Genomic DNA, 24,818 nt, shown 5'->3' on the forward strand with positions numbered 1-24,818 from the left:
CCAGCCCAGGCCGACCCGCCCCTGTAATTGCCGGGATCAGCCGATCAGAAGCGGAAGCCGACGCCTGCGCTCAGCACCCACGGATCGAGCTTGTGTTCGGTCTCGATCACCTTGGTATTGCCTGCAAACCAGCGTGCTGTGGTGTCCACAAAGTAACGCTTGGCATCGAGGCTGACGAGCAGGTTCTCACCCACCGGCACGTCCAGACCGGCCTGCAACGCGAGTCCCAGTTCGTTGCTGAGCGACTGGCGCGTCACACCCAGCGGAATAGTCTGCGCGCCCGGTTCGTCCTTGATCCAGATGAAATAGGTCGGGCCTGCGCCGACATAGGGCGAGACGCCGCCGGGATTGAGGTGGTATTTCAGCGTGAAGGTAGCGGGGATGACCCGCGCGTTCGACACAGCTTCGGCGCCCGTCAGTGGGCCTGCCACCACGTCCACATCGTGCTGAGTCACGCAGCAGATCGTTTCCAGCGAGATATTGGGCGAGAAGAAATATTCGATCGCCACCGTCGGCACGACATTGTCGTTGGCAGCAGTTTGCGTGGTGGCAGGAAGCGGCCCCAGCAGCGGCGCATCGGTGATCTTGCCATCGGGCAGCACGGCGGTGGCCAGCACCTTGACCTGAATGTCGCCCGCATCCTGAGCCATGGCGGGGGAGGTGCCAAGGCCGCACGCCAGGGCCAGTGCGGGTGCGATGATAGTGCGCGAGATATGGCGCATTGTTCTTCTCCGTCATGCCGGCGGCGGCTGCCCCTTGCAGCCAGACTTCTGCGCGGCATGGCGCCCCATGAACCCGCCTGCGCCACCGAACATTGATTGAACGCAAATCCGGCCATGAACGCATCACATCCGTGAAATCAGCGATTTGATGCCAGTCAATGTCCGCCCAGACGCAAACGTCCATTGGCCGACCATTCGAAGGGGAAATGGTCAATGGAAACTCTGACGACTCGCGCCGGCATGTGGTTTGCGCTGCTGGTTCTGGCGATCATGGCGGCCGCGCTTTCGCGCGATGCGGCCTTTGGTATTCATATGTCCATCGTCGCAATCGCAGTGGGTATCGCGCTGTGGTGGACGCTGGCAAAAACGAAGGTGGACGCCGCCGGCACCTGGCTGCGTGCCCCGTATGACGAGGGAGCGTATGACGATGGTCCCATCCGCTGGGGTGTCATCGCCACGCTGTTCTGGGGCATTGCGGGCTTTGCCGCCGGGCTGTTCATCGCGCTGCAACTGGCATTCCCCGCGCTCAATCTGGAGCCGTACCTGAACTTTGGCCGGGTGCGCCCGCTGCACACCAGCGCAGTGATCTTTGCCTTTGGCGGCAATGCGCTGATCTGCACGAGCTTCTATGTGGTGCAGCGCACCTGCCGCGCGCGGCTCGCCTTTCCCGGTCTCGCCCGGTTCGTGTTCTGGGGATACCAGCTGTTCATCGTGCTGGCGGCCACCGGCTATCTGCTGGGCGTTACCCAGTCGAAGGAATATGCCGAGCCGGAATGGTATGTCGACTGGTGGCTGACCGCCGTGTGGGTTGCCTATCTGATCGTGTTCGTCGGCACGATCATCAAGCGCCGCGAGCCGCATATCTATGTGGCGAACTGGTTCTACCTCGCTTTCATCCTGACGGTGGCGATGCTGCACATCGTCAACAATCTGGATATGCCGGTGCATCTGCTGGGCAGCCGTTCCTATCCGCTGTTCGCCGGGGTGCAGGGCGCGCTGGTGCAGTGGTGGTATGGCCACAACGCGGTGGGTTTCTTCCTGACTGCTGGCTTCCTGGCGATGATGTATTACTTCGTTCCCAAGCAGGCGGAACGGCCGATCTTCAGCTATCGCCTGTCGATCATCCACTTCTGGTCGCTGATCTTCCTCTATATCTGGGCGGGCCCGCACCATCTGCATTACACGGCGCTGCCCGACTGGGCGCAGACGCTGGGCATGGTGTTCTCGATCATGCTGTGGATGCCAAGCTGGGGCGGCATGATCAACGGCCTGCTGACGCTGAACGGCGCGTGGGACAAGATCCGCACCGATCCGATCATCCGGATGATGGTGTGGGCGCTGGCCTTCTACGGCATGAGCACGTTCGAAGGCCCGCTGCTATCCATCAAGGCAGTCAATTCGATGTCGCATTACACCGACTGGACGATTGGCCACGTGCATTCGGGTGCGCTGGGCTGGAACGGCATGATCACCTTTGCCGCCATGTATTTCCTCGCGCCGCGCCTGTGGGGCCGTCAGCGGCTCTATTCGCTGCGCATGGTCAACTGGCACTTCTGGCTCGCGACGCTGGGCATCGTTTTCTACGCCGCCAGCATGTGGGTGGCCGGCATGATGCAGGGCTATATGTGGCGCGAATACGGTGCCGATGGCTACCTGGTAAACAGCTTTGCCGAAACGGTCAGCGCCATGTGGCCGATGTATGTGGCGCGTGCCTTTGGCGGCCTGCTCTACATCGCGGGCGCGGTCATCATGGTCTACAATATCTGGATGACCATCGCCGGCAAGCAGCGCGACGAAGCGCCGCTGGAAACCGCCCGCTACAATCCCGAAACCGACCGCCCGCTGCCGCGTGCGCCCATTGCGCAACCGGCCGAGTAAGGGGGACGATCAATGACTGACGTAACACACAAAGAGGCGCTTTCCGGCCACAAGAAGCTGGAACGCAATGTCACCCTGCTGGGCGCGGTGGCGCTGGTAACGGTGGCGATCGGCGGGATCGTGGAAATTGCTCCGCTGTTCTGGATCGACAACACGATCGAGCCGGTGGAAGGGATGCGCCCCTACACCCCGCTGGAGCAGGCCGGGCGCGACATCTATGTGCGCGAGGGGTGCTATACCTGCCACAGCCAGATGATCCGCCCCTTCCGCGACGAGGTGGAACGCTATGGCCATTACAGCCTCGCGGCGGAAAGCATGTACGACCACCCGTTCCAATGGGGCTCGAAGCGCACCGGGCCCGACTTGGCGCGCGTCGGTGGGCGATATTCGGATGCCTGGCATGTCCAGCACCTGACCAATCCGCAAAGCGTGGTGCCCGAAAGCGTTATGCCGCAATACGGGTTCCTCGCCAGCCAGCCGCTCGACTTTGCGCATATCAGCGATCACCTTGCGGCGCTGCGCCGGGTGGGTGTGCCCTATACCGATGCCGATATCGAACAGGCGCGGCAGGACATTCTGGGCCAGGCCGATCCGGACGTTGCGCCGGGCGATCTGGCAGAGCGCTATCCCGGCGCGCAGGCGCGCGATTTTGACGGCAATCCCGACGAAGTGACCGAGATGGATGCGCTGGTCGCCTATCTTCAGGTGCTGGGCACGATGGTCGATGTGAACGCGGCCGCGGCGCAGGAAGTGCTGGCCGGGGAGCGCGGACGATGAGTTGGCATTCTACCTACGACTTCCTGCGCCACATGGCGGACAGCTGGGGCCTGCTGGCGATGATGCTGATGTGGATCGCCTTTGCCCTGTGGCCTTTCCGGCCCGGCGCAAAGCACCACAATGACCGCGCGGCCAACATGATTTTCGAGGACCAGAACGATGGCAAATGAGCACGAGGCACCTGCCGCCCCTCATCCGGGCCGCCGCATCGACGAGCCGACCGGCGTGGAAACCGTCGGCCATGAATGGGACGGGATCGAGGAGCTGAACAATCCGCTGCCGCGCTGGTGGCTGTGGACTTTCTACCTCACCATCTTCTGGTCGCTGGCCTATGTCATCGCCTATCCGGCTTGGCCGCTGATCGAGAAAGGCACCGAAGGCGTGCTTGGATGGAGCAGCCGAGGTCAGCTGGCTGACGAACTGGCAGCAGAGGAGGCGCGGCGCGCCCCGCTGATGGAAGCAATAGCGGCAACGCCGATCGAACAATTGCCGCAGAACAGCGAGCTGATGATGCAGGCGGTGGCGGGCGGCGCGGCGGCGTTTCGGGTGCACTGTGTGCAGTGCCACGGCGCGAATGCAGCGGGATTTGAAGGCTTCCCCAACCTGACTGATGACGAATGGCTGTGGGGCGGCGACATGCCCGCGATCGAAACCACGCTGCTGCACGGCATCCGCCATCCGGGCGACCCGGCCACGCGCACCAGCCTGATGCCCGCTTTCGGGCAGACGGGGATTCTGGACAGCGCGCAGATTTCGCAGGTCACCGATCATGTCCTGTCGCTGACAGGCCGGGCCAAAACCAATGCCGCAGGGGCGGAGATTTACGCCAACAATTGCGCGGTGTGTCATGGCGCGGATGGCGGCGGCCTGCGGCAATTTGGCACGCCCAGCCTGAACGATGCCGTTTGGCTCTATGGCAGCAGCCGTGAGGCGATCCGCCAGCAGATCTTTGCCCCGCGCCACGGCGTGATGCCAAGCTGGGGCGACCGGCTTGACCCGGCAACCATCCGGATGCTCGCCGCCTATGTCCATTCGCTGGGCGGGGGCGAGGATTTTGTGGAGCCTGTTGTTGCCGATGCCGGCGCAACACCCTTGGCCGCAGGCGATGGCGCAGAATAACCCCCTCATCCACCACAGCCCGCTCGGCGATTACGAAGCGCGGCGGGCCGTTCATCCCAAGCGGATCGACGGCCCTTTCCGCCGCTTCAAATGGCTGATCATGGCGGTGACGCTGGCGATCTATTACGGCACGCCGTGGCTGCGCTGGGACCGGGGGCCTTATGCACCCGATCAGGCGGTGCTGATCGATGTCGCCAACCGCCGCTTCTACATGTTCGACATCGAGATCTGGCCGCACGAATTCTATTTCGTGGCAGGGCTCCTCATCATGGCGGGCATTGGCCTGTTCCTGGTGACCAGCGCGGTGGGCCGGGCGTGGTGCGGCTATGCCTGCCCGCAAACGGTGTGGACCGACCTGTTCCAGCATGTTGACCGCTTCTTCGACGGGGATCGCAACGCCCGGATGCGGCTCGACGCCGCGCCGTGGACCTGGGGCAAGGTTGTGCGGCGCCTGTCGAAATGGACGATCTACCTCGCCATCGCCTTCTGGACCGGCGGCGCGTGGATCATGTATTTTGCCGACGCGCCCACGCTGGTGCGCGATTTCTGGGCGGGTGAGGCCGCGCCTGTCGCCTATATCACCGTCGCCGTGCTGACCCTGACGACCTTCATCTTGGGCGGCTTCATGCGCGAACAGGTGTGCATCTACATGTGCCCCTGGCCGCGCATCCAGAGCGCGCTGATGGACGAACATTCGCTGATGGTCACCTACAAGGACTGGCGCGGCGAACCGCGCGGCAGCGTGAAGAAGGCAGAAAAGAACCCCGGCGCCTTTGGCGACTGCGTCGATTGCAACATGTGCCATGCGGTGTGCCCAACCGGCTGGGACATCCGCAAGGGGCCGGATATTTCCTGCATCACCTGCGGATTGTGCATCGATGCCTGCGACCGGGTGATGAGGGATGTGGGCCGTCCGCGCGGGCTGATCGATTACATCACGCTGGAGGATGCCAAGGCCGAAGCCGCCGGCGCACCGGTGCGGTCACCCTGGCGCAATCTGGCGCGTCCGCGCACGATCGCCTATTTCCTCATTTGGGGCAGTATCGGGGCCGGGCTGTTGTTCCTGCTCGGCACGCGCAGCCATACCGATATCTCCGCCGCACCTGATCGGAACCCGGCCTTCACCGTGATGCGCGATGGCAGCGTGCGCAACAATTTCACTGTAAAGCTGCGCAATATGGAAAACCGCCCGCGCGCAATGGAAGTCTCTTTGCAGGGGCTGGAAGGCGGCCGGATGTGGACCGACACCATGCCCGCCGAACGCGCCGCGCGCACCCTGCGCTTCACCGTGCCTGCTGACGCGACCGAGAGCGTCCGCTTCTATGTCGTCTCTCCGCAAGGCACCGCGTCGCAGGATTTTGCTTTCCGCCTCGTAGCGCTGGACGAACAGGGCGAGACGGACACCGCCGAGACACGCTTTGAATCGCCTGTCGGATCAGCAGGAGAATGACGATGACAGATATGCGCGCACCAATCTCGCCCGACCGCCGCTTTACCGGCTGGCACATGCTGGCGGTGATGGTCGCCTTTTTCGGCGTCATCATTGCGGTCAATTTTACCATGGCGCGTATCGCCATCGGCAGCTTTGGCGGCGTGGTGGTCGAAAACTCCTATGTCGCCAGCCAGGATTTCAACGGGTGGCTCGAACAGGCGCGTGCGCAGGAGGAACTGGGCTGGCAGGTGGATAACACGCTTTCCGCCGACCGGCGCGTGGTGCTGCGCATTGCCGGGGCGCCGGAAACGCTCTCGATCACCGGCAGCGCGCGTCCACCGCTGGGCGGGCATCAGGGTGAGCAATTGACCTTCATCCGCACCGCACCGGGCGAATATGTCTCCACCCGTGCGCTGGAGAATGGCCGCTGGGTGGTGCGTCTGCAGATCATGGGCGACGGGCATGTCTGGCGCAGCGAGGAAGAAGTGCGGTGAGCAGCCTGCCTGCCCCCGCCAAGGAGCTGGAAACCAGTGTGCTTGCCGTGCCCGGCGCGCATTGCGCGGGGTGCATGAGCAAGATCGAGCGCGGCCTTGCCGCTTTGCCCCAGGTTGTAACTGCGCGGGTGAACCTGACATCGCGCTTGGTCACCGTGATGCACGATCCTGCGCTGGACGAAGGACGGATCGTGGCGGAACTCGCGCGCATCGGCTTTGAAGCGCAGCGCCGCCCGCGCGAGGTGGCCAAGCCATTTTCGGCGGTGAAGCCGCTGCTCGGCCCGTTGGCCGTGGCGGGCTTCGCGATGATGAATGTGATGCTGCTCTCGGTCAGCATCTGGTCGGGCGCGGACGGCTCGACGCGCGAGCTGTTCCACTGGATTTCGGCTGCCATTGCCCTGCCGGCTGTCGCCTATGCCGGGCAGCCGTTTTTCCATTCGGCATGGGGCGCGCTGAGGAACGGGCGCACCAATATGGATGTGCCGATTTCCATCGGCGTCATCATAGCCTGCGGCCTCAGCGTGTACGAGACGATGACCGGCGGGCGCCACGCCTGGTTTGACGGGGCGCTGATGCTGCTGGCGATCTTGCTGGCGGGCCGGGTGCTCGACGCGATGATGCGCGACCGCGCGCGTGCCGGTGTCGATGCGCTGCTCAGCCAGGCGGCACAGGGTGCACTTGTAGTCCGGGCGGGCGGGGCGCTGGAATGGGTTGCCGCCGAAGCGTTGCAGCCGGGCATGGTGATGCGTGTTGCCACCGGGGAAAGATTGGCGGCGGACGGGCATATCGTCAGCGGGGCGAGCCGGTTCGACCAGGCCTTGTTGACCGGGGAAACACGCCCGATTGCCTGCGTGCAGGGGGACAAGGTGCTGGCAGGCACGCTCAATCTCGACGCGCCGGTGGATGTCGAAGTCAGCCATACCGGGCAAAATACCACACTAGCCGAAATCGCCCGGCTGATGGAGGCGAGCAGCCAGAACCGCAGCCGCTATGTGCGCATTGCCGATCGCGCCAGCCGCCTTTACGCGCCTGCTGTCCATACGCTGGCCGCGCTCTCGGTGGTCGGCTGGCTGATCGCGGGCGCATCGCTGTATCAGTCTCTGGTGATTGGCGTGGCGGTGCTGATCATCACCTGTCCCTGTGCGCTGGGGCTGGCGGTTCCTGTGGCGCAGGTGGTCGCCAGCGGATCGCTGCTGAAGGCCGGGATCATGGTCAAGGACGGCTCGGCAATCGAACGGCTGGCGAGCGTGGATCGCGCGCTGCTTGACAAGACCGGGACGCTCACGCTGGGGCGACCGGTTCCCGATGCCGCAGCACTTGATGCGATGAACGCCGAGGAAGCCGCTGCCGCCTTGGCGCTCGCCTCGCACAGCCGTCATCCGCTCAGCCGTGCGCTGGCTGATGCGCTGATGCAGCGCGGGGTCAGGCCTGCTGCCGTGGCGGCGGTGCGCGAGGAAGCGGGCGTGGGGCTTCACGGCGTGCTGGATGGCAAGGTGGTGGCCTTGCGCCGCCCGGAAAGCACCACCAGCATGGGCGTGGCGCTGGTGATTGCCGGAAATCCCACGCGCCTCATCCCCTTTGCCGACCGGCTGCGCGATGATGCGCAGGCTGCCTTGGCCGATCTCAAGCGGATGGGCATACTTGCTTCGATCCTGTCGGGCGACAATGCCGATGCCGTGGCGCAGGTGGCGCGCGAGACGGGCCTGACCGGGCAGGCAGGGGCTTCCCCGGCGGACAAGCAGGCCGCGATTGCCCGCCTGCAACGCGCCGGGCACAATGTCCTGATGGTGGGGGATGGGCTGAACGATGGCCCCGCTCTGGCTGCCGCCGATGCCAGTATGGCACCCGGCAGCGCCAGCGATGTGGGGATGCAGGCGGCCGACATGGTGTTCGTGCAGCCCTCGCTTGCCAGCCTGCCGCGCGCAATCCGCGCCGCGCGGCGCACGATGGCGGTGGTGCGGCAGAACTTTGCGCTCGCCATCGGCTACAATGTGCTGGCGGTGCCGCTGGCGATTGCCGGCTATGTCACCCCGCTGATCGCGGCGCTTGCCATGTCGCTGTCCTCGCTGATCGTGGTGGCCAATTCGCTGCGGCTGATTCGGGCGGCACGATGACGGGGGTGCTGATCCTGATCCCCATCGCGCTGGGGCTGGGCTTGCTGGGGCTGGCGGCGTTCTTCTGGGCTGTGCGCAGCGGACAGTTCGAAGATCCCGATGGTGCGGCCAGCCGCATCCTGATGGAAGACGACGATAGGCCTTCTGCATGAGCATGGGCACATTCCCCGCACTGATCGCGCTGCTGCCTGCGATGGTCGGCCCGCTTCCGCTTGAAGAAGGGGCGGGGCGGGTCATGCTGGCGCTGTGCGGCGGGGGAAGCATTGCGCTCCAGATTGACGGGGAGGAGGGGCGCCTTCCCGGCCCGGCTATGACGCCGTGCTGCGCCAAGGGATGCCGCAATTCGGAAAAACGCGGCAAGCGTGCGACAGATGGCGACAATTGATCCAAGGCAAGGACGTGCCGGCTTCACTTGCGCAAAAGACCTGTATGTGGCCTTATCATCCCGATCTGCTCGCAACGCCGGTTCCGCGATATACCAGCTTCCCCACGGCGGCTGAGTTCGCGCCCGACATCCCGTCTGCGCGGCATGCCGATGCGATCAGCACGGCAACCGGCGACATATCGCTGTATGTCCACATCCCCTTTTGCGAGAAAATCTGCTGGTATTGCGGCTGCAACACCGCTGCCGCCAACCGCGCGGGGCGTCTCGCCAGCTATCTGGAGGCGCTGCACCGCGAGATTCAACTGGTGGCAAAGCTGCTGCCAGCCGGAACGCGGGTGCGGCGTGTCGCCTTTGGCGGGGGCAGCCCCAATGCCATTTCCCCCATCGATTTCGTGCGCCTGTTTGACGAGCTGATGCTCAATTTCCCGCTGCACGATCCGCTGATCTCGGTCGAGCTCGATCCGCGCACGCTGGGCCGCGAATGGGCGAGCGTGTTTGGCGGCATCGGTGCCAGCCACGCCAGTCTGGGCGTGCAGACCTTTGCCTCGCATCTGCAAGAAGCGATTGGCCGGGTGCAGCCGCGCCAGATGATTGCCGATGCGGTGGAATTGCTGCGCGAGTGCGGCATCACCTCGCTCAATTTTGATCTGATGTATGGCCTTCCAGGCCAAAGCCTGGCCGATCTGGCCGAATCGCTGGACGAGGCGGCGGGCTTTGGCGCGAACCGCATTGCGCTGTTCGGCTATGCCCATGTGCCGCATCTGCTGCCGCGTCAGCGCCGGATCGATGCCAGCGCGCTGCCGGGCCCGGAATTGCGTTTTGCCATGGCGCGCGACGGGCACACGCAATTGGTCGATGCCGGCTATACGCCGGTAGGCTTCGACCATTTCGCTTTGCCTGGCGATCCGCTGGCGCAGGCGATGGAGGCGGGCACGCTGCGGCGCAACTTCCAGGGCTTTACTGATGACCAGGCGCCGGTGCTGATCGGGTTGGGCGCCTCTGCCATCTCGTCCTTCCCCAGCCTCCTTGTGCAGAACGAGAAGAATGCGGGCCGTTACCGGATGATGCTCAGCCAGAGCGTGATCCCCACTGGTCCCGGCAAGGAGCGCAGCGTGGACGACCGCCGCCGCGGCGCGATCATCGAGGAATTGCTGTGCCGGGGCCGCGCGCGGGTCGCCGCCGACATTCTGGAAAGCGCACTCGACCGTCTGCGCCCCTTTCTGGAGCCGCAACTGGCGCGGCTGGAAAGTGGCAATATGCTGGTGATCGCGCATCATGCCTTGCCCTATGCGCGCAGCATTGCGGCGGCGTTCGATCCCTATCGCCAGCACAGCCCTCGCCGGTTCAGCTCGGCGATCTGAGTAGCCCTGCGCTGGTCGAGAAGGCAGCCGCCCGTTGCCCATTACCGTGCCAGTTTCCCTTCCGTAGGGCGCTCGGAAAAGCCGGACAGGTTGGGAAACCTGCCCGGCTCGCTCGCCATCACGATGCGGGGTTCAGGCGAGAACCTTGTCGCGGTTTTCCAGCAGCACGGTGGCTGCCGCCGTGTTGGAAATGGGCACGTGGTAATTGCTGGCGAGTTCGCGCACCGAACCGCGGAGCGCCCCGCGTGCAGCAATCCAGTTGAGGATTTCCACGCCCTGGCTGCCGGCCAGTTCCACAATGTCCAGTGTGTCGTGCTGCAACAGGGCTTCGGGATCAGGGGCAAGATTGCGCAGGCAGAACTTGTCGTAATCCACATTGATGTGGCCCGCCCGCTCGCCTTCCAACTGGTGCGAGAGGCCGCCGGTCCCGAAGATCACCACCTTCTCGTTGCCGCCCCAGCTTTCGATCGCGCGACCCACGGCCTTGCCCAGTTCGTAACAGCGCTTGGGGCTGGGCAGGGGATGCTGCACCGTGTTGATCGCAATCGGCACCAGCTTGACCGGAAAGGGCGCATCGCCGGGCCAGCACAGCTCAAACGGCACCGCGACCGCGTGATCCACTGCCATCGACTGGCAGGTCACGGGATCGAATTCGGCTGCCACCACCTGCTCGATGATGTGCCACGACAGATCGGGCGCACCTTCATAGGGCCGGGCAAAGGCAATGCCCCAGCCTTCATCCTCGTGCCGGTATTGCGGCGCGGCGCCAATGGCGAAGGTGGGCATCTTGTCGAGGAAGAAGTTGAGGCCGTGGTCGTTGTAGAACACCACAGCCACATCGGGCCTTTCGGCTTCCAGCCATTGATGCACCGGCTTGAAGCCGTCGAAAAACGGCTTCCAATAAGGATCGTCCTGCAGGTTTTGCGCGATCGCCTTGCCAATTCCGGGGACATGGCTGGTGAAAATGCCGCCGCAAATCTGGCTCATGCCACCACCCTCCCCTTGGCAAGCGCCGGGGATACGCGCGTTTCGGTTACCGCGTGGGAAAGCAGCGCGGCCTTGAATTCATCCAGCGACATCCCCGTTTGCAGCGCGCCGAGGTCCTGCACATTAAGGCCAAGGATTCCTGCCAGCTTGGCGAGATAGTAAACATTCCCGCCCGCATTCAGCATGGCCAGCACATCGCGGCTGCGCACGGCCTCACGCTGCTGCGGCGTCAGATGGAAATGCTCCATATAGGCTTCTTCATTTGCGGCGAAGGCCTGACGGTTCTGCGCGCTGTTGAAGGAATAGCACATGGCATTGAGAGCATAGCCATCCTGCGCGGCGTCCCCATCGAACACCATCGTGCCGGGAATGGCGCGCTTGCCTTCGGCGGCCAGTCGGGAAAAGGGCGGCATCATCCTGCTCCATCCAGCTTGCGATGGGGTGGAATTGCCGCAAGCCTTGCAAGGAGTCGTTGCGCTGGATCAAAGCCAGCGCCACGCCGCGTGGCGGGTCAGAGATAGACCTTGCGCACCTGACCTTCGCGGTGGTGGTGCAACTGGAACTCTGCCCATTCCTCCAGCTTGCGGTGCCGTGGCCGCTCGCTGCGCGAACGCAGGATATGGTTCACCCGCCAGACCAGCACCTTGGGATGAACGGGCTTGCGGATATAATCCTGTGCCCCCGCATGGTAGGATCGCCGCTCGTCCGCCTCGCCGTCCACGCTGGTGAACATGATCACCGGCAGGTCGTAGAAATCGGGCGAATGGCGCAGCGCGCGCAGGAAACCCGAACCGCGTTCGCCCGGCAGGTTCTCGTCGAGCAGAAGCAGGTCGGGCCGCCGCCAGGCGAGCAGCTTGCGCGCGTCTTCTGCCGTGGAGACAAAGCCGCAGGCATGGCCGGCGGATATCAATATCTCGCTCGCCAGTTCGGCCACCAGATCGTCGTCATCAACCACAAGGATGTGGGCCATTGTGCAGCTCCGTTGCAGGGGCTGCGATGTAACAGCGTTGCAGGAACGGCGGTCTGAACCGCGCCATCGGGATTTCTGCCTAGCCAAGCGTCCCCAGAAGCGCACGGATCGCCAGCGCAAGCAATGCGAGACTGCTGATGGTGAACAAGGTAATGCGCACCGGAATGGTGTTGACCAGAGCCTGCCACAACGAATGCACCACGCGCACCGCGACATAGGCCCAGGCCAACCAGACATCAGTTTGCGTGAAACCTGTCAGCGCAAGGATCAGCACCGTGGCATAAAAGATGGTCGGCTGTTCCATCAGATGGTTGTAATTGTGCGCCTTCCATTGGATTTCGGGCGGAAGCACCCCATCCAGATCGCTGCCGCGTCCGCCGCGCTGGCGTTCGGGCGGCAGTTTGAGCTTTGCAAGCGCGGGCAGGCGCGTCCCCGCCATCCACAGCAGCATGATCAGCGACCAGACGACCAGCACGGCTGCCGGTGCAAGCAATTGATGTCCCATGAGTCTATTCCCCCGCAACCAGTCGGGGGAGGCTGCGCCAGCGGAATTAGATTGTCAATTGAAACTTAATCTGGACGCAGCACGGCCGCAAAGTCGGCCGGATCGGTGTTGCCCCCGCTGGCGATCACCACTGTATCGTCGTCCACCGCCGCCTTTCCGGCCAGCACGGCGCCCAGCGCCACCGCGCCGCCAGGTTCCAGCACCAGCCTGAGGCGCGAGAAGGCAAAACGCTGCGCCACGCGGGTTTCGGCTTCGGTCACGCTCAGACCAAAGGCGCAGCGTTGCTTCAGGACGGCGAAGTTGATCGGCGCTGTGGCAAAGGTCTGCAAGGCATCGCAGGAAGTCGGGGGCGGGTTGGGGCCCACCGACTGAATCGTGCCGCTTGCCAGTGAGCGCGCGACATCGTCCCAACCCTCAGGCTCCACCGGGATAACCTCGGCCGTGGGGCAGGCCAGCGCCAATCCAGCGGTCAATCCACCGCCTCCGCAACACACCACAAGGCGCGAAGGCTGGCGTCCCAATTGCGCGGCGATTTCGATGCCCGCGCTCCCTTGTCCCTCAATCACCCATGGATCGGCAAAGGCGTGGACATAGGCTGCGCCCCGTTCCGCCGCCAAACGCTGCGCAATTTCCTCGCGGTTTTCGCGCATCCGGTCGTAAGGGATGACTTCAGCGCCCTGTTCGCGCGTTCGTTCCAGCTTCAGGCGCGGCGCATCGGCGGGCATGACGATGGCGGCCTTTATGCCCAAACGCCGCGCGGCCCAGGCCACGCCTTGCGCGTGATTGCCACTGGAAACCGCCACCACCCCGCGGGCGCGCTCCTCGTCCGAAAGGTCGGTCAGGCGGTGCCAGGCACCCCTGATCTTGAACGCGCCCACGGGTTGCAGGCATTCCGCCTTCAGCCAGAAGCTGCGCCCCTCATGCTCGACCGGCAAAAGCGGGGTGGGGGGCAGGATTTGCGCCATTTTCGCCGCAGCGCGGGCAACGCCTGCCGCATCGGGGTTTCGCATGGGAGTTAGTGCCGTCATAAACCTGCATGAATTACCTGTTTACGCGAGGTGCGCCATCCCCTATCGGGCGCGCCCTTCTATCGGGAACCCTCGCGTGGCGGGGGCGACGGCCCGGAACCGAAGCACTGGAGAATGACGATGAGTGACACGCCAAAAAGCGTCTCTGGCAACAGCAACCGCAAGGCAGAACTTCTGTCCACCACGGTCGAACATATCGACATCACCAGCTTCGATGCCCGCCCGATCATCGACGCGATGGGCAAGATGAGCTTCACCAGCCGCGATCTGGCGCGCGCCACGCGCATCTACAACCAGATGCTGGAAGACAAGGACTGCACCATCTTCCTCGTCATCGCCGGTTCGACCAGCGCAGGGGGCTGCATGGACCTGTATGCCGAATTGATCCGTTCCAACATGGTCGATTGCGTGGTTGCCACCGGTGCCACAATTGTGGACATGGATTTCTTCGAAGGCCTGGGCCACAAGCATTATCAGGCGCTGGAAATCCCCGACGATGACACGCTGCGTTCGCTCTATATCGACCGCATTTACGACACCTATATCGACGAAGAACAGCTGCAGGACTGCGATTTCACGATCAACAGGATCGCGAACGAGCTGGAGCCCAAGGCCTATTCCAGCCGGGCCTTCATCCGCGAGATGGGCAAGTATCTGGCCCAGCACGGCAAGAAGGAAAACAGCCTCGTCAAACTGGCTTACGAACATGACGTGCCGATCTTCTGCCCGGCCTTTGTGGACAGCAGCGCCGGCTTCGGGCTGGTAAAGCACCAGGTCGACCGGATGAAGGAAGGTAAGCCTTACCTCATGATCGATGCGGTGGCGGATTTCCGCGAGTTGACCGACATCAAGATCAAGGCCGGCGAATCGGGCCTGCTGATGGTGGGCGGCGGCGTGCCGAAGAACTTCATTCAGGACACGGTGGTCTGCGCCGAAATCCTCGGACATCACGATGTGGCGGTGCACAAATATGCCGTGCAGATCACCGTGGCCGATGTGCGTGACGGGGCCTGTTCGTCCTCCACGCTGCAGGAAGCCGCGAGCTGGGGCAAGGTTTCGACCGCGACCGAGCAGATGGTGTTTGCCGAGGCCGGCTCGGTCATGCCGCTGCTGGCATCGGACGCCTACCACCGCGAACATTGGAAGAGCCGCACCCCGCGCCGCTGGGCCAAGCTCTTCGCGGATTGAGGAGGTCTAGCGCCGGTCAGCCTCGCTCACCGCGGCTGCCAGATCGGCCATTGCCATGAATTGCGCCACGCAGGCTGCGACCATTTCCCGGTCGCGGCCTGCATCCAACTGGCCGCTTTCGAACATATTCTTCGCCTCCAGCACCACGGTCACTTCGCCTTCGTGGAACAGCGTGCGGATCTTGCTGCCGGAAAACGCCGCCTCCAGCGCGATCATCCTTTCGACATAGCCGGGATGGACGAGATAGCGCGCCTCCACCTGATCGGTGGAATAGACGGTGAACTGGTCCTCGAAAGCGGGATGCACCATGTCCGCCTTGTCGAGGATGAGGCCGGAGACTTCCAGCCGCTCCTTCTCGCCAAAGAAGCCGAATTTCCTGTGCTTGCCCGATCGTTCCACCAGCGTAACGCCGTGAAAGCGGCGACCGGCCGATATGGTCATGACCGGGCCTCGAAACACGGTCACGTAATGGGTGTTCTTCCCGCTTTGCCGCCGCTGTTCCAGATGTGCTTCGTGCAGGGTGAAGGCGCGGTTGCCGATCTGCCCGGCCCACAGATCCTCGAACTTGGCGCGGGTGTAGCCGGGGAGCATCCGGAACAGCCGCGCCCTCTCGAACCCGACGCCGGCTTCGCAATCGTGGGAATAGGTTAGGCCCAACGCGGCGGCGAGCGCAGAGTTGATCCCCTCCTTGGTCTGCCGAATCGCCTTTGCTTTCGGTGCATAGATCCACACGCCTGCAAGAATGGCCGAAGCGGCGATAAGCCACATCTTCAGCTCGATGCTCCAATCCGGCCCGAACAGCAGGAACGCTGCCAGCGGCAGCACCACGAAGGCTGCGGTCACTAACCGTCTGTTGCTCTGCTCCCGCGCGGCCTCGCGCACCTGTGCCTGTGCCGCAAGCCATTCGCCCAGTTCGCCCGCCATCAACGCGTCAATGTCCGGCTTCTCGATCATGCCCTTGTCGCCCCTTGGCCCCCATTGCCCCTTTGCGCGCTGCCGCCATTGATGGCACAGTGTAAGCGCGCGGGGAATGAGCGGGGGATCACATGGAACTGATTATCGGCATTGGCGCACTGGTCGTTCTGGCCGGGATCGTGATTGGCATTTACAACCGGCTCGTGGCGCTTCGACAGAATGTGAACCAGGGCGTGGCCGATATCGACGCGCAGCTGCGCCAGCGGCATGATCTGGTGCCCAATCTGGTCAACACGGTGAAAGGCTATGCCGCGCACGAGGCGGGCACATTGGAATCGGTAATTCAGGCCCGCAACGCCGCCGCATCAGGCGCACCCAATTCCGCCAACGAGGCGCAGTTGCGCGTGGCGCTCGACAAGCTGCTGGCGCTGGCGGAGGCCTATCCCGATCTCAAGGCCAGTGCCAATTTCCAGCAATTGCAGCTGGAACTGGCCGATGTGGAGGACAAGCTGGCCGCCGCGCGCCGTGCGCTCAACGCGGCTGTCTCGCGTTACAACACCGGCATCGAGTCGTTTCCGGCGGTGTTGTTTGCGGGGATGCTGGGCTTTGCCAAGGCCGATTTCCACCGTCTGGACGACAGCGAACAAGGCGTGGTGGATGCCGTGCCTTCGGTAAAGTTTTGACGCATTAACAATGTGATGCAAAACGAATTGCAGATGTGACACGTTTCGTTCTTGCATCGTTAATCTATCCCCTTATATGCCGCGCTCCTGCTGCCCCATGGGGACTTCCAAACCGCAAGGCAGCTTTGTTGTCTAACCGGCCGTATGGCCAATTGGGGGTCCCTTGAGTTGCACAATTTCCCAGACGCACGGGCGTTAGCGCGCACCCTCTCGCCGGACGACGCCGTTATCCTGAACCGTCCGCATGCTGCGGCGCGGGCGGCGAAGTTCTTCGCCCAGAAGTTTCCCGGAACGGCAATGTATGCGGTGAAGGCCAACCCTTCGCCTGACCTCATCCGTATCCTGTGGGACAACGGCATCACGCATTACGATGTCGCCTCGATCGGCGAAGTGCGGATGGTGCGCGAGACTTTGCCGCAGGCGAAGCTGTGCTTCATGCACCCGGTCAAGACCGCGGGCGCCATTCGCGAGGCCTATTTCCAGCACGGCGTGAAGACTTTCAGCCTCGATACGCCGGAAGAGCTGGCGAAGATCGTGGAAGCCACCACCAATGAAGCGGGCGAGGCCGCGACCGACCTGCAGTTGCTGGTGCGCCTGCGCGTGTCGTCCGAACATTCGGAACTGAGCCTTGCCGCCAAGTTTGGCGTCGATCTGGCTGATGCCGCACCGCTGCTGCAAGCCACGCGCCAGCATTGCGACGCGCTGGGCATCTGCTTCCATGTGGGCAGTCAGGCGATGACCCCCTTTGCCTATGTCCAGGCGCTGGAACGCGTGCGCGCGGCGATTGCCGAGGCGGCGGTAACGGTGGACATCGTGGATGTGGGCGGCGGGTTTCCCTCGTCCTATCCGGGCATGGAGCCGCCCCCGCTGGAAGATTACTTCGCGCAGATCCACCGCCATTTCGAAATGCTGCCGATTTCCTATTCGGCCGAGCTTTGGGCGGAACCGGGCCGCGCGCTGTGCGCCGAATATTCCAGCATTGTGGTGAAAGTGGAAAAGCGCCGCGGGGACGAGCTGTATATCAATGACGGTGCCTATGGCGCATTGTTCGATGCCGCGCATGTCGACTGGCGCTTTCCGGTGCGTGCGCTGGAGGATGACCTGTCGCAGCCCGATGCCGATTTTGCCTTCTATGGCCCCACTTGCGACGATGCCGATTACATGAAGGGCCCCTTCGTGTTGCCGGCCGATATCCAGGCTGGCGATTACATCGAAATCGGCATGCTGGGCGCCTATGGCGCGGCGATGCAGACGCGCTTCAACGGCTTTGGCGCAACGCGCGCTTTCGTGGTGGAGGACGAGCCGATGGCGAGCCTTTACCGCGGGGACCGGGTGCGTCCGGCCAGCGACAATGTGGTGAGCCTGCGATAGGCTGGCCTAAAGGCTTTTCGGTCTCTTTGAGGGGGGACGGAAAGCCTTTGCGTGCCGGCCTGCGTGCCCCATAGGTTCTTGCCGGGGGTGAAGGCAGGAGTCTTTCGATGAATGAACCGATCCTGGTGGCAACCGATTTTGGTGCGCGCAACGACCGCGCGGTGGACCGCGCACTGCACCTTGGCCGTCAGTTGGGCCGCCCGGTGGTGCTTGGTCATGTGATCGCCGGTGCAGCCAAGGAGGTCGAGGGGCACGCGCTCCACGCCATGATGCGCGGCTGCCTGCCCGATCCCGATGCCCCGGTCGATTTCGCCTGTTCCTACGGTAAGGTCGGTGAAGCGCTGGCAAGATTGGCGCAAGAAAGGCGCGCGGCGGTGATCGTCATGGGCGTGGCGCGCTTCCATTCGATCGGCGATTATGTGCTGGGCACGGCGGTGGATCATGTGCTGCGCCACGGCGATGCGCCGGTGCTGGTGGTGAAGCAGCGGCCGCATTCCCCGTATCGCAAGATTGGGGTGGCCAGCGATTTTTCCGACATCTCGCACGATGCACTCCTGCGCGCCGCCGCGCTTTTTCCGGATGCCGAGTTGCACCTGATCCACGCCTACCGCGTGCCCTTTGCCGGATGGCAGAAGGCCGAGCAGGTGAAGGATCAGGTTTACGAGGCCGAGGTCAAGGTTCTCGATGCATTTCTGGAAAAGGTGCCCGCGTCTGTTGCCGCGCGCCTCACCACGCATATGGCCTATGGCGCCTTGCCCAAGGCGATCGGCCAGGTGATTGCGGAGAAGGGTATTGACCTGCTCGTGCTCGGTTCCCACGGCGAAAGCGGGTTCCGTCATGCCACGTTGGGCAGTCAGGCTATCGAGCTGCTGCGCACCTCTGCGATCGACACCATGGTCATCAAGCCGGCGCAAAAGTAGCGCGCCGCATCACACAGCGGGGTCGCATGACGCATCCGGCCCCGCTTGATTGTGTGGGCGGCGTCAGTCGAAAATGCTTTGCCCCAGCGATTCCCGCACGGTGGATTCGTGCAATATGCCCTGGCTCGGCACTTCGGGCTTGAATAATTCGTGGCAGGCAAGGCAATTCTGGACAAGCCGGTCCCCGATCGCCCGCCAGGCTTCCTGATCGGTGGAGCGCGCCTCCACCAGAGGCAGCGCGTCCTGACCGATCTTGGTGAGTTCGTCCGAATGGCGGATCCAGTCCGGCTCAGCCGTCCACTGGGCATCGAACTCGCCATTTCCCGGCACTTTGGACACCTGCCCGCCAATGATCATGTCATACACCGCGCCGCGCACCTGATCCCAATCGTGATCGTCCTTGGGCAGATCGCCGTTGCCGACGGCCCAGATATAATCTGCAGACTGGTCGATCATGCCGACCATGGCGGCGTTGATGCTGACCGGCAGGCTGGTGAGGCCGGCCTGCGCCGTATCAGCCGCTGGCGCTTCGGTGGCCTGCTGGCACCCCGCCAGCATGGCAAGGGCAAAAGGCAAGACGGCAAGCCGTGGAACGGAAATGGACATATGATTTCTCCCCCGCTGCATCGCGGCCAACCCTGTGCAGCAATAGGGAGCATAACGGCTTTATGGCCGTTCTGAATTGACGCAGGTCAGATTGGCAGAGCCTGGCCGATCAGGAAGAGATCAGGCGGCGCGCCGCAGTTCCAGTTCCATCCGTTCCCAGATTTCCACCAGCGCAGCGGTCAACTCGTCCATCATTTCCACCGTGTGCGAGGGGCCGGGCGTGAAGCGCAGCCTTTCCGTGCCGCGCGGCACGGTGGGGAAATTGATCGGCTGCACATAGACGCCGTATTCGGCCAGCAGGATATCGCTGATCTTTTTGGCGCGCACCGGATCGCCCACCATCAGCGGCACGATATGCGTGGTGCTCTGCATCACTGGCAGGCCTGCATCGGCAAAGGCCTTTTTCAGATAGGCTGCGGCGGCCTGCTGGCCGTCCCGCTCCACGCTCGACGCCTTGAGGTGGCGCACCGATGCCAGCACGCCTGCCACCAGAACAGGGCTGAGCGAGGTGGTGAAGATGAAGCCGGGGGCGTAGGAGCGGATGCAGTCGATGATCTTGCGGCTGGCCGCAACATAGCCGCCCATCACGCCAAATGCCTTGCCCAGCGTGCCTTCGATCAGGTCGATCCGGTGCGCCGCCTCGTCCCGTTCGGAAATGCCGCCGCCGCGTGCGCCATACATGCCCACGGCGTGCACTTCGTCGATATAGGTGAGCGCGTTGTATTTTTCGGCAAGATCGCAGATCGCATGGATCGGAGCGACATCGCCATCCATCGAATAGACGCTTTCAAAGGCGATCAGCTTGGGGCAATCGCGGTCTTCGGCGGCGAGCAGTTCTTCCAGATGCGCCACATCGTTATGTCGCCAGATGCGCTTTTCGCAGCCCGAATTGCGGATGCCGGCAATCATGCTGGCATGGTTCAATTCGTCGGAAAAGATCACGCAGCCGGGCAGCAATTTGGCAATTGTCGAAAGCGTGGCGTCGTTCGAGACATAGCCGCTGGTGAAAAGCAGTGCGGCTTCCTTGCCATGGAGATCGGCCAGCTCTGCCTCCAGCTCGATATGGTAATGCGTGTTGCCACCGATATTGCGCGTGCCGCCACTGCCTGCGCCGACATCGTGCAGCGCCTCTTCCATCGCGGCGATCACCTTGGGGTGCTGGCCCATGGCGAGGTAATCGTTGCTGCACCACACGGTGATGGGTTTCGGCCCGTTATGTCCGGCAAAGCAGCGCGCATTGGGATAGGCACCCTTGTTGCGCAAAATGTCGATGAACACGCGATAGCGGCCTTCGGCGTGCAGCCGGTCGATCGCCTGGTCGAAGATGTGGTCGTAGTTCAGCGTCTTCATCCGCATTGCGCTGCTGTCAGACTCGCAGCTGGTGATGCCGGCGGACTTAGTCAAATCCGCGCCCGAATTAAAGCGCTGTGTTTGCGAATGGCTCGCATCAAAGCGGCAGGATTCGGCCGATTCCGAAGGGCTGGAAGGCCCGGAGAAGAGCCGGATTATCGGTCGCGTCGCCTGTGACAATGGCAAAATCCTGATCCTGCCCAGCCGCAGGACCATTCCACGGCTGGCCCTGTGTCAGATAGGCCACGCGCCGGGCGATTCCTTGCGCTCCGTCAATAAAGCGCACTTTTGGACCGAATGCCGCTGACAGTTCAGGCAAAAGCAGCGGAAAATGCGTGCAGGCGAGCACGACGGTGTCGATCTCATCCCCGCGCGGCTGGCTGCGCAAGCCCTGCGCGGCCCGCGCGAAAATGGCCGGATCGGGAGAGCCGCCGCGCAGTTTCATCTCGGCTGCGCCCACCAGTTCGGGCGCGGCGTGGCGCAGCAGAAGCTTGCCGGCTGCAAACTCGGCTTCCAGCCGATCGACATAGGCCTGCCGGATCGTGGCGGCGGTGCCCAGCAGGCCGATCACGCCGCTCTGCGTCATTTCGGCAGCGGGCTTGATGGCGGGCACGGTGCCCACCACCGGCACTTCCAAAACATCGCGCACCATGCCCAGCGCAATCGTGCTGGCGGTATTGCAGGCAATGCAGATGAGGCGCGGGTGATACCGTTCGGCCAGGCGACCCAGCAAGCCGCACACGCGGGCGGCAATTTCCGCCTCGCTCTTGTCGCCATAAGGGAGCGCCGCCCGATCCGCGACATAGATTACCCGCGCTCGCGGCAGCATCTTGCGCACTTCGGCCAGCACGGTCAGCCCGCCAACGCCCGAATCGAAGATCAGGATAGGGGCAGAAGGATCGGGAATGGATGCGCTCCTTGGGGCACGATATTGAAGCTTGCCTGCCTTTTACTTAGGGTTGGGCAAAAGGGAAGCGGGGCTCTAAACATTGGTGATGGACTGGATTCTCGCAGCTTTGCTGGGTTATGCCCTTGGCGCAGTTCCCTTTGGCCTTTTGCTGGCACTGGCGATGGGGCAGGGTGATATTCGCAAGATCGGCAGCGGCAATATCGGCGCGACCAATGTGCTGCGCACGGGCAAGAAGGGGCTGGCCGCAGCTACCCTGCTGCTTGATCTGGGCAAGGGGCTGGCGGCTGTGCTGCTGGCGTGGCGCTTCCTGCCCGATGCCGCCGGTTTCGCCGCCTTGGGCGCTGTGCTGGGCCATTGCTTTCCTGTCTGGCTGCGCTTCAAGGGCGGCAAGGGCGTGGCAACGCTGGCGGGGGTGTGCTTCGGCCTCGCCTGGCAGGTGGGTCTTGCCTATGCGCTGGTGTGGATTGGGGTGCTGGCGGTAACGCGCATTTCCTCGGCGGGCGGGATGAGCGCGGCCTTGGCTGCCCCCGTTGCCGCCGCGTTGCTGGGGCGGATGGAGCTGGTGCCCGTACTCGCCGGATTGGCGGTGCTGGTGATCTGGCTGCACCGCGCCAACCTTGCACGCCTTCGCGCGGGCACGGAACCGCGCATAGGCGGGGCAAAATGAATGTCGCGGCGGCGCAGAGGCCGGCCCTGACGCAAGAGGAAGCATTTGCCCGCATCCGTCTGCTGCGCAGCCCGCATATCGGCCCGGTCAGTTACCGCCAGCTTCTGCGCCGATTTGGCAATGCCGTTGCCGCGCTGGAAGCTTTGCCCGATCTGGCCGGGCGCGGCACCCGCTCCTATCGCGCCGCACCTGTCGATGCGATCGAGCGGGAGGTGGAGGGCGTTCGCCGGGCCGGTGCGCGCTATCTGTTTCATGATATGGCCGATTATCCGCCGATGCTGGCGCAGATGGAAAACGCGCCGCCTATCCTGACGATGCGCGGCAACATCGCCCTTGCCGCTGGGCCCTGCGTGGCGCTGGTGGGCGCGCGCAATGCCAGCGCGGCGGGGGTGAAACTGGCGCGTGATTTCGGCGGCGAACTGGCGGAGGCGGGCTTTACCGTGGTGTCGGGCCTTGCCCGCGGAATTGACGGCGGCGCGCATCAGGGCGCGCTGGCGGCAAGTGGCGGCGGCACGGTGGGCGTCATCGCCAGCGGCATCGACATCACCTATCCCCCGCAGCACCGCCAATTGCAGGAGGAGGTGGCAACGCGTGGCCTGCTGCTGGCCGAGGAAGTGCCGGGCACCGAACCGCGTGGAAACCTGTTTCCCAAACGCAACCGCATCATCGCGGGCCTCTCGCTCGGCACGCTGGTGGTCGAGGCCGCGCCGCAATCGGGCAGCCTCATCACCGCGCGGCTGGCGGGCGAAATGGGGCGTGAGGTGATGGCGATCCCCGGCAGCCCGCTCGAACCGCGCAGCGAAGGCTGCAACCGCCTGATCCGCGAAGGCGCGGTGCTGGTCCATTCCCCGGCCGATGTGGTGGAGTTGCTCAGCGGATTTGATGGGACGCCGCGGTCCACTTTCTGCGAAGCTGCGCCGGGATGGCAGGCAATAGATGATGAGCTGGCCGATGAGCCGGCGGACATTGCTGCCCTGCTCACCACTGCGCCAGTGCCGGTGGACGAACTGGTGCGGCAAAGCGGGTCAAGCTCTGGCGCGGTGCAGCTGGCACTTCTGGAACTGGAACTGGCGGGCCGGCTGGTGCGCCATGCAGGCGGGCGGGTGTCGCTGAGCGCGTGACGGCAGGGAAAAGAAGGGGGCAATATGGCGGAGCAGCAGATACGCATTCGGGTAGGCGATCTTTTCGGTGGAGTGAGCGAAAGGCTTTCCACCAACCAGCGCGCGGTTTTGACCTATCTGGCCATCTTCATTCCCGCCACGGCAATCGCCAGCTGGCTCGACATCAGCCTTGGACTGAGCGACGAACCGGCGCTGGAGAATGCGGCTTTTGGTCGGAACAACGGCTTGTTTGGCCTTCTCGTTCTGGTCGCCAGCGTGGCAGGGCAATGCTGGCTGTTTGGGCAGATGCTGGGCAAGCGCGACGTGGCAGGCCGTTATCTGGGTTTTCTGGGGCTGGCCGTGCTCACATTTCTGGGTGTGGCGATTGGCTTCGTCATGCTTGTCATCCCCGGTCTGATTATTGGGGCGCGGTGGCTGATGGCACCGTCGATCTATGTCGATCAAGGGCGCGGTGTGTTCGAAGCGATGCGCGAGAGCTGGCACCGCACGCTCGGCAATACCGGCCAGATCATGCTGGCCTTGATCCTGGTGCTGGTGGTGATCGTGCTGGCATCTGCGGCTCTCGGCGGAATGTTTTTCTTTGCCACAGAGAACGGGCCGGTCGCCTTTCTGGTGGAGGCCGTGGTGAGCGAAGTGTTCGCCGTGATCCTGCTTGCGCTTTCGGTCGCCACCTACGGCCTGCTCAGCGGCCAAAGCGAGAAATTGGCAAGCGTGTTCGACTGACGCGTCAGCAATCCCCGGCACACAGCCGCGTGGCGCGCAGGAAGCCGTCAGCCCAGCCGCGATCGCCGCGATAGCTGTCGCGAAAGGCGACCTGCTTCACATGCAGCGCGTCGCGCCCCGCAATCGCCAGAACCGTCATCGTCTCGCGCCCGCCGGTTACCGGGCTTTGGGGGCAATCCGCGCTGAAAATGCTCGCGGGGCCGCCGTGTCCGCTGGCGCTTTCCACCGGCGTCATGCGGGCAGCAGGGCAGGCCTGCCGCAGCGATTGGCGAAACCCCTCCAGAAAGCGTTCGACCGGCGGGTTGGCAATCACGAAACGCTGCGTGGTGATGATCGCGCTCCAGTTCTGCACGCTTTCGCCTGCGGGCACTTCCTCGCGAATGGATTGCGTCGCATTTGCCGCTTCGTGCCCCAGTTCGAACCCGGCAATGGCGGGTGAAACCAGCCTTTCCTGCGCCGCCGCACTGGCGGGGAGGGCGATCAGGGCCAGCAGGACGGCAAGAAAAGGCAGCTTTTTCATACGCACGACTTACAGACCCATTGACGCACCCACAAGCCGCACACCACCATCGCGCACATACGCATACGTACA

Annotated in this window: 28 protein-coding genes; 17 read left to right on the forward strand and 11 right to left on the reverse strand. The window is 63.6% G+C overall.

The features are described from left to right. Positions 1 to 44: 44 nt before the first annotated feature. Positions 45 to 722: an OmpW/AlkL family protein gene (locus WFP39_RS00200; RefSeq protein WP_336917067.1), complete on the reverse strand. Its 678-nt coding sequence runs from the start codon at positions 720 to 722 to the stop codon at positions 45 to 47. Between the two features lie 213 nt (positions 723 to 935). Between WFP39_RS00200 and ccoN the strand changes: the two genes are divergently transcribed. The 10 genes from ccoN to WFP39_RS00250 are packed head-to-tail and all read left to right on the forward strand — an operon-like array spanning position 936 to position 10,282. After that, entirely contained in the window at positions 936 to 2,600 is a 1,665-nt protein-coding gene (gene ccoN, locus WFP39_RS00205) for a cytochrome-c oxidase, cbb3-type subunit I (RefSeq protein ID WP_336917069.1), read from the forward strand. A gap of 12 nt (positions 2,601 to 2,612) precedes the next feature. Continuing rightward, on the forward strand, positions 2,613 to 3,377 hold the full coding sequence (gene ccoO, locus WFP39_RS00210; protein ID WP_336917071.1) for a cytochrome-c oxidase, cbb3-type subunit II: 765 nt from the start codon (positions 2,613 to 2,615) through the stop codon (positions 3,375 to 3,377). Continuing rightward, the gene (locus tag WFP39_RS00215; protein ID WP_336917073.1) at positions 3,374 to 3,547 is read left to right on the forward strand and encodes a cbb3-type cytochrome c oxidase subunit 3; all 174 of its coding nucleotides are present in this window, start codon (positions 3,374 to 3,376) and stop codon (positions 3,545 to 3,547) included. Before ccoO ends, WFP39_RS00215 begins: the two co-directional genes overlap by 4 nt. Continuing rightward, on the forward strand, positions 3,537 to 4,496 hold the full coding sequence (gene ccoP, locus WFP39_RS00220; RefSeq protein ID WP_336917075.1) for a cytochrome-c oxidase, cbb3-type subunit III: 960 nt from the start codon (positions 3,537 to 3,539) through the stop codon (positions 4,494 to 4,496). The genes WFP39_RS00215 and ccoP overlap by 11 nt, the downstream gene beginning before the upstream one ends. Continuing rightward, positions 4,483 to 5,946, forward strand: a complete 1,464-nt coding sequence (gene ccoG, locus WFP39_RS00225; RefSeq protein WP_336917077.1) for a cytochrome c oxidase accessory protein CcoG — start codon at positions 4,483 to 4,485, stop codon at positions 5,944 to 5,946. The genes ccoP and ccoG overlap by 14 nt, the downstream gene beginning before the upstream one ends. A gap of 2 nt (positions 5,947 to 5,948) precedes the next feature. Next, the gene (locus WFP39_RS00230) at positions 5,949 to 6,422 is read left to right on the forward strand and encodes a FixH family protein (protein WP_336917079.1); all 474 of its coding nucleotides are present in this window, start codon (positions 5,949 to 5,951) and stop codon (positions 6,420 to 6,422) included. Then, positions 6,419 to 8,536: a heavy metal translocating P-type ATPase gene (locus WFP39_RS00235; protein WP_336917081.1), complete on the forward strand. Its 2,118-nt coding sequence runs from the start codon at positions 6,419 to 6,421 to the stop codon at positions 8,534 to 8,536. Before WFP39_RS00230 ends, WFP39_RS00235 begins: the two co-directional genes overlap by 4 nt. Continuing rightward, positions 8,533 to 8,688 carry a cbb3-type cytochrome oxidase assembly protein CcoS gene (ccoS, locus tag WFP39_RS00240; RefSeq protein WP_336917082.1) on the forward strand — a complete coding sequence of 52 codons (156 nt, stop codon included), beginning with the start codon at positions 8,533 to 8,535 and terminating at the stop codon, positions 8,686 to 8,688. Before WFP39_RS00235 ends, ccoS begins: the two co-directional genes overlap by 4 nt. Then, positions 8,685 to 8,921, forward strand: a complete 237-nt coding sequence (locus WFP39_RS00245) for a hypothetical protein (RefSeq protein WP_336917084.1) — start codon at positions 8,685 to 8,687, stop codon at positions 8,919 to 8,921. Before ccoS ends, WFP39_RS00245 begins: the two co-directional genes overlap by 4 nt. Before the next feature lie 44 nt (positions 8,922 to 8,965). Continuing rightward, on the forward strand, positions 8,966 to 10,282 hold the full coding sequence (locus WFP39_RS00250; protein ID WP_336917086.1) for a radical SAM protein: 1,317 nt from the start codon (positions 8,966 to 8,968) through the stop codon (positions 10,280 to 10,282). A 132-nt stretch (positions 10,283 to 10,414) separates the two neighbouring features. Here the strand turns inward: WFP39_RS00250 and WFP39_RS00255 are convergent, their stop codons facing one another. From WFP39_RS00255 to WFP39_RS00275, 5 genes are all read right to left on the reverse strand, one after another. After that, on the reverse strand, positions 10,415 to 11,269 hold the full coding sequence (locus WFP39_RS00255) for a class III extradiol dioxygenase family protein (RefSeq protein WP_336917088.1): 855 nt from the start codon (positions 11,267 to 11,269) through the stop codon (positions 10,415 to 10,417). After that, entirely contained in the window at positions 11,266 to 11,685 is a 420-nt protein-coding gene (locus WFP39_RS00260) for a protocatechuate 4,5-dioxygenase subunit alpha (RefSeq protein ID WP_336917090.1), read from the reverse strand. Before WFP39_RS00260 ends, WFP39_RS00255 begins: the two co-directional genes overlap by 4 nt. 95 nt (positions 11,686 to 11,780) lie before the next feature. Next, positions 11,781 to 12,239: a response regulator gene (locus WFP39_RS00265; protein WP_336917092.1), complete on the reverse strand. Its 459-nt coding sequence runs from the start codon at positions 12,237 to 12,239 to the stop codon at positions 11,781 to 11,783. Between the two features lie 79 nt (positions 12,240 to 12,318). Next, on the reverse strand, positions 12,319 to 12,744 hold the full coding sequence (locus WFP39_RS00270) for an MAPEG family protein (RefSeq protein ID WP_336917094.1): 426 nt from the start codon (positions 12,742 to 12,744) through the stop codon (positions 12,319 to 12,321). A gap of 65 nt (positions 12,745 to 12,809) precedes the next feature. Continuing rightward, positions 12,810 to 13,772 (reverse strand): threonine ammonia-lyase, encoded by a 963-nt coding sequence (locus WFP39_RS00275; protein WP_336917095.1) that lies wholly within the window; start codon positions 13,770 to 13,772, stop codon positions 12,810 to 12,812. Between the two features lie 120 nt (positions 13,773 to 13,892). Here WFP39_RS00275 and WFP39_RS00280 point away from each other — a divergent pair, with 120 nt between their 5' ends. Continuing rightward, positions 13,893 to 14,960, forward strand: a complete 1,068-nt coding sequence (locus WFP39_RS00280; protein ID WP_336917096.1) for a 1,9-bis(guanidino)-5-aza-nonane synthase — start codon at positions 13,893 to 13,895, stop codon at positions 14,958 to 14,960. A 6-nt stretch (positions 14,961 to 14,966) separates the two neighbouring features. Here WFP39_RS00280 and WFP39_RS00285 read toward each other — a convergent pair whose 3' ends face one another. Next, the gene (locus tag WFP39_RS00285) at positions 14,967 to 15,914 is read right to left on the reverse strand and encodes a DUF3137 domain-containing protein (protein ID WP_336917097.1); all 948 of its coding nucleotides are present in this window, start codon (positions 15,912 to 15,914) and stop codon (positions 14,967 to 14,969) included. Between the two features lie 92 nt (positions 15,915 to 16,006). Here WFP39_RS00285 and WFP39_RS00290 point away from each other — a divergent pair, with 92 nt between their 5' ends. The 3 genes from WFP39_RS00290 to WFP39_RS00300 all read left to right on the forward strand — a co-directional run bounded on the left by WFP39_RS00290 (position 16,007) and on the right by WFP39_RS00300 (position 18,849). Then, positions 16,007 to 16,558, forward strand: a complete 552-nt coding sequence (locus WFP39_RS00290) for a LemA family protein (protein ID WP_336917098.1) — start codon at positions 16,007 to 16,009, stop codon at positions 16,556 to 16,558. Between the two features lie 168 nt (positions 16,559 to 16,726). Then, positions 16,727 to 17,929, forward strand: coding sequence for a type III PLP-dependent enzyme (locus tag WFP39_RS00295; RefSeq protein ID WP_336917099.1), 1,203 nt, complete (start codon positions 16,727 to 16,729; stop codon positions 17,927 to 17,929). Positions 17,930 to 18,036: 107 nt separating this feature from the next. Further along, on the forward strand, positions 18,037 to 18,849 hold the full coding sequence (locus WFP39_RS00300; protein ID WP_336917100.1) for a universal stress protein: 813 nt from the start codon (positions 18,037 to 18,039) through the stop codon (positions 18,847 to 18,849). 63 nt (positions 18,850 to 18,912) lie between these two features. Here the strand turns inward: WFP39_RS00300 and WFP39_RS00305 are convergent, their stop codons facing one another. From WFP39_RS00305 to murI, 3 genes are all read right to left on the reverse strand, one after another. Further along, positions 18,913 to 19,455, reverse strand: coding sequence for a hypothetical protein (locus tag WFP39_RS00305; protein ID WP_336917101.1), 543 nt, complete (start codon positions 19,453 to 19,455; stop codon positions 18,913 to 18,915). Between the two features lie 120 nt (positions 19,456 to 19,575). Beyond that, complete coding sequence (hemA, locus tag WFP39_RS00310; RefSeq protein WP_336917516.1) at positions 19,576 to 20,796, reverse strand: 5-aminolevulinate synthase; 1,221 nt, start codon at positions 20,794 to 20,796, stop codon at positions 19,576 to 19,578. Positions 20,797 to 20,902: 106 nt separating this feature from the next. Beyond that, the gene (gene murI / locus WFP39_RS00315; RefSeq protein ID WP_336917517.1) at positions 20,903 to 21,712 is read right to left on the reverse strand and encodes a glutamate racemase; all 810 of its coding nucleotides are present in this window, start codon (positions 21,710 to 21,712) and stop codon (positions 20,903 to 20,905) included. A gap of 88 nt (positions 21,713 to 21,800) precedes the next feature. Between murI and plsY the strand changes: the two genes are divergently transcribed. The 3 genes from plsY to WFP39_RS00330 all read left to right on the forward strand — a co-directional run bounded on the left by plsY (position 21,801) and on the right by WFP39_RS00330 (position 24,226). Then, complete coding sequence (gene plsY, locus WFP39_RS00320; protein WP_336917102.1) at positions 21,801 to 22,382, forward strand: glycerol-3-phosphate 1-O-acyltransferase PlsY; 582 nt, start codon at positions 21,801 to 21,803, stop codon at positions 22,380 to 22,382. Continuing rightward, positions 22,379 to 23,503: a DNA-processing protein DprA gene (dprA, locus tag WFP39_RS00325; RefSeq protein WP_336917103.1), complete on the forward strand. Its 1,125-nt coding sequence runs from the start codon at positions 22,379 to 22,381 to the stop codon at positions 23,501 to 23,503. Before plsY ends, dprA begins: the two co-directional genes overlap by 4 nt. 72 nt (positions 23,504 to 23,575) lie before the next feature. Beyond that, positions 23,576 to 24,226 carry a hypothetical protein gene (locus tag WFP39_RS00330; protein WP_336917105.1) on the forward strand — a complete coding sequence of 217 codons (651 nt, stop codon included), beginning with the start codon at positions 23,576 to 23,578 and terminating at the stop codon, positions 24,224 to 24,226. Positions 24,227 to 24,230: 4 nt separating this feature from the next. Here the strand turns inward: WFP39_RS00330 and WFP39_RS00335 are convergent, their stop codons facing one another. Beyond that, a complete protein-coding gene (locus WFP39_RS00335) occupies positions 24,231 to 24,746 on the reverse strand; it encodes a hypothetical protein (RefSeq protein ID WP_336917106.1) in 516 nt (171 codons plus the stop codon). Positions 24,747 to 24,818: the final 72 nt, after the last annotated feature.

Origin of the sequence: Alteraurantiacibacter lauratis, assembly GCF_037154155.1 — a bacterium.
In the GTDB taxonomy this organism is placed as follows: Bacteria; Pseudomonadota; Alphaproteobacteria; order Sphingomonadales; family Sphingomonadaceae; genus Alteraurantiacibacter; species Alteraurantiacibacter lauratis.